This window comes from Paucilactobacillus vaccinostercus DSM 20634, assembly GCF_001436295.1.
Lineage (GTDB): Bacteria > Bacillota > Bacilli > Lactobacillales > Lactobacillaceae > Paucilactobacillus > Paucilactobacillus vaccinostercus.
This window is the reverse complement of the sequence record NZ_AYYY01000020.1, coordinates 44,057-56,973: the sequence shown is the minus strand read 5'-3', so window position 1 is coordinate 56,973 and position 12,917 is coordinate 44,057. Positions and strand designations below refer to the sequence as shown.

Here is a 12,917-nt window from a genome sequence, read left to right as displayed (position 1 = left end):
ACGTCAATCTCATTGAACAACTCAACGAACGGCTCAACCAGCACCTCCGGTTCTGCTAGTGATTCAACGAGTGGTTCAGAGAGCACCTCTGATTCAAATAATGTTTCAGACAGTGGCTCAACCAGCACGTCAGATTCACAAAGCAGCGTTAAGAGTGGGTCAACGAGTGCTTCGGATTCGAATAGTACTTCGACAACTGATTCGATGAGTACCTCAGACTCAAATAGTGCTTCTGACACTGGCTCGACAAGTACTTCAGCTTCATTGAGTACTTCGACGAGTGGCTCAACGAGCACCTCTGATTCACTCAGCACGTCAAACAGTGATACTGAAAGTAACTCGACTGAAGGGTCACTCAGCGACTCAAACTCTGCTAGTCAATCAGATATCAGTTCAACGAGTGCTTCAACGTCAGATAGTAACTCGACGACTGGTTCAATGAGTACGTCAACATCAGACAGTGCTTCAACGACTGGTTCAACGAGCGCCTCGGTTTCTGGCAGTGACTCAACGACTGGTTCAACGAGTGCTTCGACTTCCGATAGCAACTCAACAACTGGTTCAACGAGCACCTCAGTATCCGATAATGATTCGACAACTAACTCGACGAGCGATTCAGTATCTGACAGCACGTCAGCAACTGCTTCAACGACTGCCTCGGCAAGTGCTTCAGATTCAAATAGCGCTTCTGACAATGGTTCAGATAGTAGTTCACAATCTGACAGCACATCAGACGATGGTTCAACCAGCACATCTGATTCAATGAGTACTTCGGATAACGGTTCGACAAGCACCTCAGAATCCGATAGCACATCAGCGAACGGAACCCAGACAACGTCTGAATCAAACAGTACGTCAACGAATGGCTCAACCAGCACGTCAGATTCATTGAGTGCTTCAGACAATGAGTCAACGAGCACGTCAGATTCATTGAGTGCTTCAGACAATGGGTCAACGAGCACGTCAGACTCATTGAGTACGTCAACGAACGGCTCAACGAGCACGTCAGATTCACAAAGCACTTCTGATACTCGTTCGACAAACACGTCTGATTCAAATAGTATTTCGACGAATGGTTCAACGAGCACGTCAGCATCATTGAGCACATCAGACAATGGTTCAACGAGTGCTTCAACGTCAACCAACGTGTCAGAAAATGGTTCAGCAAGCACGTCAGACTCATTGAGTACGTCAGATAATGGCTCGACAAGTACCTCTGCTTCAACCAGTGCTTCCGATAACGGTTCAAGCAGTACGTCAGACTCTGGCAGCTCATCGGATAGTCTTTCAATGAGCAACGTGACATCAAATACGCTGTCACAATTTGATTCAAGTAGCACTTCGATCTCATTGAGTAACTCAACGAGTGGTTCAACCAGTACTTCCGGTTCTGCAAGCACCTCAACGAGTGGCTCTGATAGTACGTCAGATTCATTGAGTACCTCAACCAGCGGTTCGGACAGTACGTCAACTTCAAATAGTACGTCGACAACTGGTTCAACCAGCACCCTCGGTTCAAATAGTGCTTCAACGACTGGCTCAACGAGCACGTCAGACTCACAAAGCACGTCAACGAGTGTTTCGGATATTGCTTCAACAAGCAATATGAACTCGAACTCAATGTCAGGCAACACAATGGGTGGCACGATCACCGTTAATTACTTGATCATCGGTAGTGATGGTACTGCCCGAGATGCAAGCACGATGACCGGTCAACTAGGGACTGACTGGACACTGAAGGCACCACAAATTGCCGGTTACGACTATGGCTATGTGAGTGTGGACGGTGTGACATTCCAGAATCGTAGTGCAGTTCCTTCTGGTCCAAATACCGCAACAGGGGAATACGATTCAGAAACTCACACGATCAACTTCTACTACACACCAAGCGCGGCCGCTTCTGAAAGCCTTTCTGGTGTAAGCAGTAACTCAACGACTGGCTCAACCAGCACTTCCGATTCTGCAAGTGGTTCAACGACTGGTTCGATCAGTACTTCGATCTCCGGAAGCAATTCTGGCAACGGCTCAACCAGCACCAGTGCTTCAAATAGTACTTCTGACAATGGTTCCGTAAGCACGAGCGGTTCGATCAGCGTTTCAGCATCGCTCAGTGCCGATGGAAGATCATTACGACCATCCGAATCAATGAGTATCTCAACGCTGGGATCAAGCAGTACTTCCGGTTCATTGAGTAATTCAACTACCGGTTCAACCAGTACTTCTGGGTCTTTGAGTGAATCAACTCAAGGCTCAACCAGCCATTCAGATTCGTTGAGTCACTCGACACAGGGCTCAACGAGCACCTCAGCCTCATTGAGCACCTCAACGACTGGTTCAACGAGTACGTCAGATTCAGTTAGTGGGTCAACCAGTGATTCAACGAGCACGTCAGATTCACAAAGTGCTTCGCTCAGTGGTTCAGATTCATTAAGCGATTCCACGAGTGCCTTCTCAATGAGTACTTCTGGTTCACAAAGTGGCTCAACGAGCGGTTCAACGAGCACGTCAGATTCTGCAAGCATCTCAACGAGTGGTTCAGATAGTACCTCGGATTCCGCAAGCACTTCGACGAGCGGTTCCGACAGTACATCACTCTCGAATAGCACTTCGACAAGTGGTTCAACGAGCACCTCTGGTTCTACCAGCGACTCAATGACCGTTTCAGATAGTGCTTCTGACAGTGATTCCGTGAGCGACGCTGCTTCTGACAGCACTTCGACTTCCGCAAGCACGTCAAATAGTGGTTCAGGTAGCACCTCAGATTCACAAAGCGATGTGAAGAGCGGTTCCACGAGTGCCTCGACTTCTGACAGTACGTCAACCAGCGGGTCAACCAGTACCTCTGATTCAAACAGTGCTTCAGACAGCGGCTCGACCAGCACGTCAGACTCATTGAGTGCATCAACCAGTGGCTCAACGAGCATGTCTGATTCACTCAGCCAGTCGAACAACGGGACTGAAAGTAACTCAGCTGCTGGCTCAAACAGCAACTCGAACTCGGATAGTCAATCAGATATCAGCTCGACGAGTGCTTCAATATCAGATAGCAACTCGACAACTGGCTCAACGAGCGCATCAGTATCTGATAGCAACTCGACAACTGGTTCAACGAGCACCTCAATTTCTGATAGTGACTCAACGACTGGTTCAACGAGCATGTCAATATCAGACAGTAACTCAACAACTGGTTCAACGAGCGTATCGGTATCAGATAGTAACTCGACAACTGGTTCAACGAGCACCTCAGTATCTGACAGCACCTCAACGACTGATTCCACGAGTGCTTCGGTATCCGATAGCACGTCAGCGATGACTTCAACAACCACGTCAGCGAGCGTTTCAGATTCAATGAGTGCTTCGACTAACGGTTCAGAAAGTAGCTCAATCTCTGATAGTACTTCATCAATCGGTTCAGAAAGCACTTCAAATTCTGACAGCACGTCGACTAATGGTTCAACGAGCACGTCAGAATCGACCAGCACGTCAGCCAACGGGACTCAGACCACTTCTGATTCCAACAGCACGTCGACCAACGGTTCAACAAGCACATCAGATTCATTGAGCGCTTCGGACAACGGTTCGACGAGCACGTCAGATTCACAAAGTGGGTCCGATAACGGTTCAACGAGCACGTCAGATTCATTGAGTACCTCTGACAATGGGTCGATGAGTACGTCAGATTCACAAAGCACGTCGGATAATCGTTCGACCAACGCTTCAGAATCAGATAGCTCATCGGCTAACGGTTCAACGAGCACGTCAGATTCATTGAGTACTTCGACTAACGGTTCGACAAGCACATCAGATTCATTGAGCACGTCAGATAACGGCTCAACGAGTGCTTCGGCTTCGAACAGCACTTCGACTAATGGTTCAATGAGTACCTCAGATTCATTGAGTACCTCTGATAATGGCTCAAACAGCACGTCAGACTCAGCAAGTGCTTCAACGAGTGGTTCAGATAGCACCTCAGATTCTGGTAGCGCGTCAGTAAGCAACTCAACCAGTTATTCCACTTCAAACAGCGTTTCAACATCTGGTTCAGAAAGTACTTCTGACTCACAAAGCACGTCAACCAGCGGTTCGGACAGCACGTCAGATTCCGTAAGCACTTCAAATAGTGGTTCGGATAGCACTTCAACTTCTGCAAGCACTTCGACAAGCGGTTCAGACAGCACGTCAGATTCATTGAGCAACTCAACCAGCGGCTCAACGAGCACGTCAGATTCTGCCAGCGATTCGAACAGCGGTTCAGATAGTGCTTCCGACAGTAACTCAATGAGCCATGTTGATTCCGACAGTACTTCGACTTCTGCAAGCACTTCAAATAGTGGTTCAGACAGTACGTCAGATTCACAAAGTGACGTGAAGAGTGCGTCAACGAGTGGTTCAGACTCGAACAGCACTTCGAATAACGGCTCAACGAGCACGTCAGATTCATTGAGTACGTCAGACAATGGCTCGACAAGTACCTCGGATTCATTGAGTACTTCGGATAGTGGTTCAACGAGCACATCAGATTCACTCAGCACGTCGAACAGTGGCACTGATAGTAATTCGAATGCTGGATCTGATAGCAATTCAGACTCTGGTAGTCAATCAGACATTCATTCGACGAGTGACTCGATTTCCGACAGCAACTCGACGACTGGCTCAATCAGTGCTTCAGTTTCAGCCAATGACTCGACGACCGGCTCGACAAGTTCTTCGATCTCCGACAGCAACTCGACGACTGGTTCGACAAGCGATTCAATTTCGACGAGTGATTCATCAACTGGTTCAACCAGCACTTCAATTTCTGACAGTAACTCAACGACTGGCTCAATTAGCACATCAGTATCGGCTAACACTTCGACAACTGATTCAATGAGCGTCTCGACATCCGATAGTACCTCAACCACCACTTCGACTACGACTTCGATCAGCACGTCAGATTCGAATAGCGCCTCGGATAATGGTTCGACAAGTACCTCAGATTCAATGAGCACGTCAGATAATGGTTCGATCAGCACGTCGAACTCGATGAGCACCTCAGACAACGGCTCAACGAGCATCTCAGAATCAACCAGCACGTCAGCCAACGGCACCCAGACGACTTCTGATTCCAACAGTACTTCGACCAACGGCTCAACCAGCACGTCAGATTCATTGAGTGCTTCTGACAACGGGTCAACAAGTACCTCGGATTCATTGAGTGCCTCGGATAACGGTTCGACAAGTACGTCAGATTCATTGAGTACTTCTGATAATGGGTCGATGAGTACCTCAGATTCACAAAGCACGTCGGACAATCGTTCAACGAATGTTTCGGAATCAAATAGTACTTCTGACAATGGCTCAACCAGCACTTCGGATTCATTGAGCACTTCAGACAATGGGTCAACCAGTACTGAAAGCTCAATGAGTACGTCGGATAATGGATCACTGAGTGCCTCGACTTCAGAGAATGCTTCTGACAATGGTTCGCTCAGCACGTCAGATTCATTGAGTACTTCCGACAACGGTTCAGATAGTACCTTCGGGTCAACCAGTCAATCCGACAATGGCTCGATCAGTACGCTGAGTTCGGCAAGTACATCTGATAGCACGTCAACGACCTACTCAGATTCAGTATCTGAATCAACGAGCGAGTCAACGTCAGATAGTGGCTCAGCCCAAGGCAGCAATTCATTGAGTAACTTCGGTTCGACAAGCGATTCAACTTCGAATAGTAGTTCACTCAGTGGCAGTGACTCTGATCATAATGGTCAACCAATAAGTGGTTCTACCACCGGAATTGGTTCTCACAGTCAATCAGGTTACGGTAGCATGTCAGCTGTGACATCAGGTGCGACGACTAATAGTCAAACTGCTACCACCACGCCAACCACTTCAAGTTCATCGATTCCAGCAGCAACGGCGACGAACAAGGGTGCGGCAGGTACGACGCAAAGTAAGTTACCACAAACTAGTGATAACCCAGATGGTGAAGCTTCACTGATGGGCGCAGTCCTAGCAATGCTCAGCGTTCTTGGTCTCCGTCGTAAGAAGCGGACCAACAAGCGCCAAGGAAAATAGGTCACTAAAAGTGCCGTACAAAAAGAGAGTCCTGGAATGATGGAACTTTCAAGTTAGCGATAACTTGGAAGGCCCATCAGGAAAGGGCTCTTTTTCTTTGTCTAATAGCCAAAAATTGCTGTACAATATTAAACAATGCGTCATACAATCATCAGAATAAAGGAGATTTTACGTTATGGACTCACAACCAGTGGGACTTTCACGAAAGACGGTGCTATTGCTGGCAATTGCGACCGGGATTATTGTAGCTAATTTAAATTATATCCAGCCCATTGAAGGGTTAATTGCGCACCACTTTGCGATTTCAAAGGCACATGTCGGGGTGATTGCCACGCTATCACAACTCGGTTACGCGTTGGGATTACTCTTGATCGTACCGTTAGGCGATATTTTTGATCGCTACCACCTCATTCAATTCATGATGGGGCTTTCGATCCTATCCTTACTGGCGGCGTTTTGGTCGCCCAATGTGCTCGTGTTTACGGTGGCGGCCGGACTGATCGGGGTGACGTCGGTGGCCGCACAGATCATTATTCCTTACGTGGCGTACTTATCGCCCGGCATTCATCAGGGCCGTGTTTTAGGAACCGTTCTCAGTGGCTTACTGACCGGGGTACTGTTGTCACGCTCATTTAGTGGGATTTTAGGAAGTTTGATGTCTTGGCAATTAGTTTACCTGTTAGCGGCGATCTTTAGCTTGGTACTACTCGGAATCCTACACCGATACATGCCACGCGATCCGCGGGGGCATCAACACCGCAGCTATGGCAGTGTGATTGGGTCGCTGCCACACCTGTTTATCAGCCAGCGGTACTTACAAAGTGCGGCCTTGAATGGACTCTGTTTATTCGGGGTTTCAAATGTACTATGGTCGACACTGGCCTTTTATCTGGCACACCAATATCACTGGGGGAGCAGTATCGCCGGTGTTTTAGGATTATTAGGTGTTACCGGAGTGTTATTTGCGCCAATTATTGGGCAGCTGGTAGATAAGTATTCGCCACGGTTGACGATCGGGTTGTCGTGGCTGTTTTCGGCGTTGGCCTTTGTTATTTTCTGGCTGGTCGGACAAGTTTTAGTCGGCTTGATTGTCGGAATCGTGCTCCTAGATTTAGGAACCCAGTTTAGCCAAGTATCCAATCAGGCCATCGTTCAGTCGCTTGATCGGGAAGCCAGCAGTCGTAATAATTCCATTTTCATGTTTAGCTACTTTTTAGGTGGCTCGCTTGGAACCTTCTGCAGTACCTGGGCGTGGAGCCATTATGGGTGGCACGGCGTCTGTTTAGTGGCGGTCGGGTTTCTCATCATTGCCTTATTGGGTCACTGGATCATGAAGGAACCCAAGCAATTGCACCGACTCGACGTTGACGAGTAAAGTGAAGTTGAGAAAATCTAAGGATTTTCTCAACTTTTTTGTTTTGCACAATATAATATGCGAATACGTACAACCCACGAAATCCCGTTTTTTTTAAGTAGTAGTGATAAAAAATGGGAATTGCCAATCATTTCTTCGAAAAAAGTATGGTCATACGTGTGGCTGTGCTATATTCAAGATATTAAGAAGAACACGATAACTGCTCACTTCGCATTTTGAAGACGACCCGTGCTTGGAGCCCATCAAGGTGGCCGAGGACGGGCTTTTTTACAATTAGAACATTTTTATAAACAAATTTTTAATAAATGTCAATTGATAATGGGAATAACAGTTGCTGGATAAAAAATGGAATCGGGAGTTGATTAATATGAATGCACAAGTAAACCAAGTAGAAGCGATCACTGAGGTCAAGTATATGTCTGTGGATGCCTGTTTAAATCTCATGGCAGATGTATTTGTTCAGGGGATGAACCACGCTTTGGGGACTGATCCTGCATTACAACCCCTACGAGCCACGTTACAAGCAGCACTGAATGAATCAACCAGCGTTGAATTCATGACAATGGACGATGCAATTAGTGAAGTGGTGTTCGAGCAAAATCAAGTTATGAGTTGGGACGACCTGTTCGATCTGGAGACAGTGAGCGTTGACCGAGCAGATTTGATGCAATTATGGCTGAGCGGATGGCAATTTGGCCGCCAAAATCAGATTTTCCACGAACAAATGACAAATCAACCGACAGCTTATATGACTGCGCAAGAACAGGCCGCCAGTGAGGCTGACGACTGGGATGACGATGATGCGCAAGCCTATATCTTGGAACAAGTCAATCGCAGGTTTCAGGATCAAACGACAATGATGAATTAAGTCATTGGTTTTAGTATAAAAAGGGAAAGATCGGGAATCGTCCGAATGAGTTATGGTGAAATGTTGGGAGGAAATTATGATGGTAGGAAAGAATAATTTTAGTAAGCGGATTCAAGGGAACTTGACGGAACATTATAAGATGTACAAGGCTGGTAGAACATGGCTCTTTGCGGCAATGACAGGATTGACACTGGGATTAGGCGTGTTGGGAACAAGTACCGCACAGGCCGATGATCAGGCGGCAACGAGCACCGCGCCAACTGTTTCGAGTGCCAGTGGGACGAGTGCGCAACTATCTGGCAGTCAAGTCACCCTGACGACGAGCAGCACAACTGCCGCAAGCGAGACATCAACTGCGCTATCAAGCGCAACTTCAAGTACAGTTTCAAGTGCGGTAACGAGTGAGAACACAAGCGCCACAAGTAGCGCGACGAGCACGGCAACATCAACAACCGTAAGCGATAGCACGGCCACCACGACATCCGCGGCAACGAGCAACACGACGACATTAAACAATCCAACCAGTACCCAAATCGCCACGGCCAAGGCGAGTGCGGCGGCGACCTACCAACAAACCGGACAAGCACAACAAATTACAGCAGTGGCGGATGCCGTTCAGGCGACCGTTACCGTTGGCACAACGACTAAAACCTACGATGGGGATGCTGACACGCCCCTTAACTACAACGTGACACTGGGCAACGGCATGGTGGCCTGAGTGATTGGTTCGTAACTGGTGTCACGAATCAGTATTTGGTGGCTCAGTCGACGGGTGACCTTGATACGAGTCAAATCCAGCAAAATGTTGGGTCGTACACCGTTACCTTATCAGCAGCCGGATTGGCAGCCATTAAAGCAGCGAATCCCGATGTGGTCTTAACGAGCGATGACATTGTGGCGGGGCAGTTGGTCATTGATAAGGCCTCGGTTTCTGCCGGCTCAGTAGTGATCACTGGAGGGAGTAAGAAAAAAGATGGTGATCAGAGCACGGACCCCACGAGTTATGTGGTGACCTTGGATGCTGATAGCCATTTGGTAGCTCCGAGTGACTGGACTGACAATGGCGATGGCACCTATACGGTAGCTGTGACAACGGGTGATTTGGACGTTCAAATTACGAGTCAAGACGTCGGCCGCTACCGGGTGACGCTCTCCACGCAGGGGTTGGCTAGATTAAATGCGGCCAATGCCAATTATCAGGTCACCGCGGACGATGTGACGGTGGGCATTTATCAAATTCTCAGTAATAATCAGGCCGTTATCGGCACGGTAAGTGTCAATAACGGGTCGAAGCTGAGCGGAGTGAAGGCCACAGTCACCATTACGGATGCGACTAACTATCAGGTACCGAGTGATTGGACCGTTGCCTATAATAATACGGGACAAGACAGCATTGTTTATAGTGTGCCGATGACGTACTTTGATACGAGTAATATTGATTTAAGTACCAATGGCAGTTATGAGCTGACATTCAGTGATGAAGCAATTGCGACTTTGAATGCGGCCAACGGCGGGTTAGCATTGGATACTAACAATATTCAAGCAGGAACTGTGACGGTGCATGCGGCAGTGACGGGGGCTAGCTTGTTTAGTCCTTCCAATTATTATGTTGAAATCAAAGGGATTCCACGTGGTAGCTCGTTCACTGCTAGCGTGGGGTCATACCTGACGCTACAAATGAAACTCTTGAGTGATGATAACGCTGATCGGCACAGTACATACCATGGTGGTAATAATATTGGTCAAGCATTTACAAATTTGACCGAGTATTTGGTCATTCCAACTGGGTTTGTGATTGGTGATTTGGATGCGGATGGGAACGCGGTTGTTGCCAGTGATCCCACGGCGTCCGTCAAAACGCAGCTTGTCAGCTATTTGACTTCATATGGGATTGAGTATAGCGATTTGAGCGTAACGCAGGAAACTGATTATAATGGCCGTCAAGTTTTTAAAATAAAATTTGGGCAGGTTGTTAGCAACGCAAACGAATTTGAGTTAAATATTATTACGGATCCTAATGCTGGAACGTTAACAGGACATCTGGGAACACAAGTGGGCAGTAACGATGATTCAGTGATGTATATCACCGATAATTACGCGGACACACAGGGAGCCTATACCGTGCCATCCGGCGCTTATGTGAGTGTGAAACAAATTGCTGCGGCGCTGGGAATCGATGACGCGTATGTCCTAAATGATAGCTATGGTGCGTTTGTATACGCCTATACCATTATTAATAACGTTAAGAGCCAAGATACGTATCAATTTGTGGGAACGGGAAATGTCAATCTGGGGAGTGCACAGACGAGTGGCTTGCCAGGGACCATTTATGCCACGAGTAGTGTGGTTCCCACCCAGATTACCAAAAATGGTGATGTTTACCAGCTTGTAACGAGTTCGGTCAACCAGTACAATACGTACCCGTTTATCACGCAATCGATTAGCAGTACAACGACTATTGCGACGGGAACGACGTATACGGTGACCTACGTCAAGGTAGTGGACGTAACTAAGTCGGAAAATCAGGTCAAATTTAGTCAACAAACAATGGTCATGGAAACTGCTGCACCAAGTACGTACACGGTACAGTTGCCCAGCTATTTCAACGCACCGGCGAGCTGGACGTTAAACGCTGATGGATCTTATACGATTCAGGTATCCTCTGGTGACATTGATACTGATTTGGTGTCTACGAAGGTTGGAACTTACTCGGTCAAACTTTCAGCATTGGGACTCGCTAAGTTAGCGGCAGCCAATACAGGTTACCTGTTTACGAACCCAATTGTGGTGGCAGGGACGACGACCGTTACACCGATTCAAAAGGCCATTGCGGTTAGTGTAAGTGATACGGCTGGTACCAAATTAGTGGCCGATCAGACTATTAATTTATCGGTTGGGGATGGGCAGTCGACCACGGGCGCTAACGCCACCGTTGATGGCTACCCAATTAAACAACTACACTCGATCACGTTATCATTTGCTTCCGGTGAAAAGACTGTCTGGACGGCGAACAAGGCCGACGATTCGCTGATAGTTACGAATTACGACACAGATGGTGCTGTTACCTCGGAGACGGTGATTCCGGTTGCTGCAATGGGTACTACTGCTAGTGAGTTTATGGTATTAAGTTTCATGAATAACGTTTCAATTCCCTTATTTTCGTTTGGTGGTACCTCGACCTTGACTGAAGCACAAGAACGGGAAGCACTGCAATACGATTCGGTTGCGATTGTTTACAATCAGCCGGCGACGTTGACGGTCACATACGTTGACGATAAAGCAGGTCAGCTTCAAGTTGGTGATTCAGTGACGTTGACTGGCTTTGAAGGAGATGCTGGTAGCTACGATGCAGTTGTGCCGGTGGGCTATTCATTGGCAACTGGACAAAATAAGACGGTTGCGTACACGCTAACCCTCGATGATACGGATAATATCACGATCCATCTTGTGAATAACGGTCGTGATGTAGATGAAAGTCAGACGTTGGCTCAATTGACAGTGCACTATGTGGATGAAGATGGTAACCAATTGAGCGAGGACAAAGAAGTAACTGGTGCTCAAGGCGATAGTTTTACGGAAACCGCAGCAATTATTCCAGGATATACCCCGACTGAACGTGAAGTTAGCGGGACATATCAAGGTAACGTGATGGATCTGACGTTCACATACACGAAAGATGGCGTCACTCCAGATGAAAGCCAAACGCCGGTAAAATTGACGGTGCATTATGTGGATGAGAATGGCAATCAATTGAGTGCGGACAAAGAAGTTACCGGAACACAAGGTACCGACTTTACGGAAACTGCAGCGATTATTTCTGGATACACCCCAACGCAACGTGAAGTTAGTGGGACGTACAAAGGTAACGTGATGGATTTGACATTCACGTACACGAAAGATGGCGTGACACCAGATGAAAGCCAAACGCCGGTGAAGCTAACGGTGCACTATGTGGATGAGAATGGTAACCAGTTGAGTGCGGACAAAGAAGTCACTGGAACACAAGGTACCGACTTTACGGAAAGTGCAGTGGCAGTCTCTGGGTATACCCCAACGCAACGTGAAATTAGTGGGACGTATCAGGGTAACGTGATGGATCTGACGTTCACATACACGAAAGATGGCGTCACTCCAGATGAAAGCCAAACGCCGGTAAAATTGACAGTGCACTATGTGGACGAAAATGGTAACCAGTTGAGTGCGGATAAAGAAGCCACTGGTATTCAAGGCGACAGCTTTACGGAAGCCGCAGTAGCTATTTCAGGATACACGCCAACACAACGTGAAGTTAGTGGGACGTACAAAGGTAACGTGATGGATTTGACATTCACGTACACGAAAGATGGCGTGACACCAGATGAAAGCCAAACGCCGGTGAAGCTAACGGTGCACTATGTGGATGAGAATGGTAACCAGTTGAGTGCGGACAAAGAAGTCACTGGAACACAAGGCACTGACTTTACAGAAAATGCAGTGGCAGTTTCTGGATATACGCCAACACAACGTGAAGTTAGTGGCACGTATCAAGGTAACGTGATGAACTTAACCTTTGTTTACACGAAAGATGGTGTCACCCCAGATGAAAGTCAAACACCAGTAAAATTAACGGTGCACTAC

General features: G+C 47.5%; 13 protein-coding genes and 1 pseudogene. 6 read left to right on the top strand and 8 right to left on the bottom strand.

Annotated features, from left to right (window positions below):
- Together FC26_RS04735 and FC26_RS04730 are read right to left on the bottom strand one after the other, a co-directional pair.
- A partial coding sequence (locus FC26_RS04735) for a hypothetical protein (protein ID WP_202813367.1) occupies positions 1-296 on the bottom strand: 296 nt, incomplete at its 3' end.
- Positions 297-377: 81 nt separating this feature from the next.
- Positions 378-1,604, bottom strand: coding sequence for a hypothetical protein (locus FC26_RS04730; RefSeq protein ID WP_057778267.1), 1,227 nt, complete (start codon positions 1,602-1,604; stop codon positions 378-380).
- A gap of 1 nt (position 1,605) precedes the next feature.
- On the opposite strand from FC26_RS04730, the pseudogene FC26_RS13190 reads away from it, so the two are divergent.
- Positions 1,606-1,824 (top strand): annotated as a pseudogene (locus FC26_RS13190) (MucBP domain-containing protein); the annotation flags it as partial.
- A gap of 53 nt (positions 1,825-1,877) precedes the next feature.
- Here FC26_RS13190 and FC26_RS04725 read toward each other — a convergent pair.
- The 6 genes from FC26_RS04725 to FC26_RS12865 form a co-directional block, all read right to left on the bottom strand.
- Complete coding sequence (locus FC26_RS04725) at positions 1,878-2,078, bottom strand: hypothetical protein (RefSeq protein ID WP_057778266.1); 201 nt, start codon at positions 2,076-2,078, stop codon at positions 1,878-1,880.
- A gap of 198 nt (positions 2,079-2,276) precedes the next feature.
- A complete protein-coding gene (locus FC26_RS12975; RefSeq protein WP_191978878.1) occupies positions 2,277-2,990 on the bottom strand; it encodes a hypothetical protein in 714 nt (237 codons plus the stop codon).
- 15 nt (positions 2,991-3,005) lie between these two features.
- On the bottom strand, positions 3,006-3,491 hold the full coding sequence (locus FC26_RS04715; protein WP_057778263.1) for a hypothetical protein: 486 nt from the start codon (positions 3,489-3,491) through the stop codon (positions 3,006-3,008).
- A gap of 6 nt (positions 3,492-3,497) precedes the next feature.
- Positions 3,498-3,998, bottom strand: coding sequence for a hypothetical protein (locus FC26_RS04710; protein WP_202813366.1), 501 nt, complete (start codon positions 3,996-3,998; stop codon positions 3,498-3,500).
- A gap of 9 nt (positions 3,999-4,007) precedes the next feature.
- The gene (locus FC26_RS04705; protein ID WP_057778259.1) at positions 4,008-4,580 is read right to left on the bottom strand and encodes a hypothetical protein; all 573 of its coding nucleotides are present in this window, start codon (positions 4,578-4,580) and stop codon (positions 4,008-4,010) included.
- Positions 4,581-4,607: 27 nt separating this feature from the next.
- Complete coding sequence (locus FC26_RS12865; RefSeq protein WP_202813365.1) at positions 4,608-5,459, bottom strand: hypothetical protein; 852 nt, start codon at positions 5,457-5,459, stop codon at positions 4,608-4,610.
- 25 nt (positions 5,460-5,484) lie between these two features.
- On the opposite strand from FC26_RS12865, the gene FC26_RS12860 reads away from it, so the two are divergent.
- The 5 genes from FC26_RS12860 to FC26_RS04675 form a co-directional block, all read left to right on the top strand.
- Positions 5,485-6,057 carry an LPXTG cell wall anchor domain-containing protein gene (locus tag FC26_RS12860; protein ID WP_057778256.1) on the top strand — a complete coding sequence of 191 codons (573 nt, stop codon included), beginning with the start codon at positions 5,485-5,487 and terminating at the stop codon, positions 6,055-6,057.
- A gap of 175 nt (positions 6,058-6,232) precedes the next feature.
- Entirely contained in the window at positions 6,233-7,432 is a 1,200-nt protein-coding gene (locus FC26_RS04690) for an MFS transporter (protein WP_057778254.1), read from the top strand.
- A 367-nt stretch (positions 7,433-7,799) separates the two neighbouring features.
- A complete protein-coding gene (locus tag FC26_RS04685; protein ID WP_057778252.1) occupies positions 7,800-8,300 on the top strand; it encodes a hypothetical protein in 501 nt (166 codons plus the stop codon).
- A gap of 76 nt (positions 8,301-8,376) precedes the next feature.
- On the top strand, positions 8,377-9,018 hold the full coding sequence (locus tag FC26_RS04680) for a KxYKxGKxW signal peptide domain-containing protein (RefSeq protein WP_162259970.1): 642 nt from the start codon (positions 8,377-8,379) through the stop codon (positions 9,016-9,018).
- Positions 9,019-9,056: 38 nt separating this feature from the next.
- On the top strand, positions 9,057-12,917 hold a 3,861-nt coding region (locus tag FC26_RS04675; protein WP_162259969.1), incomplete at its 3' end, for a MucBP domain-containing protein.

What these genes read in the sequence shown, in the direction of transcription:
- FC26_RS04690 (WP_057778254.1), top strand. Translation starts at nt 6,233, where the DNA reads ATGGACTCACAACCAGTGGGACTTTCACGAAAGACGGTGCTATTGCTG.
- FC26_RS04685 (WP_057778252.1), top strand. Translation starts at nt 7,800, where the DNA reads ATGAATGCACAAGTAAACCAAGTAGAAGCGATCACTGAGGTCAAGTAT.
- FC26_RS04680 (WP_162259970.1), top strand. Translation starts at nt 8,377, where the DNA reads ATGATGGTAGGAAAGAATAATTTTAGTAAGCGGATTCAAGGGAACTTG.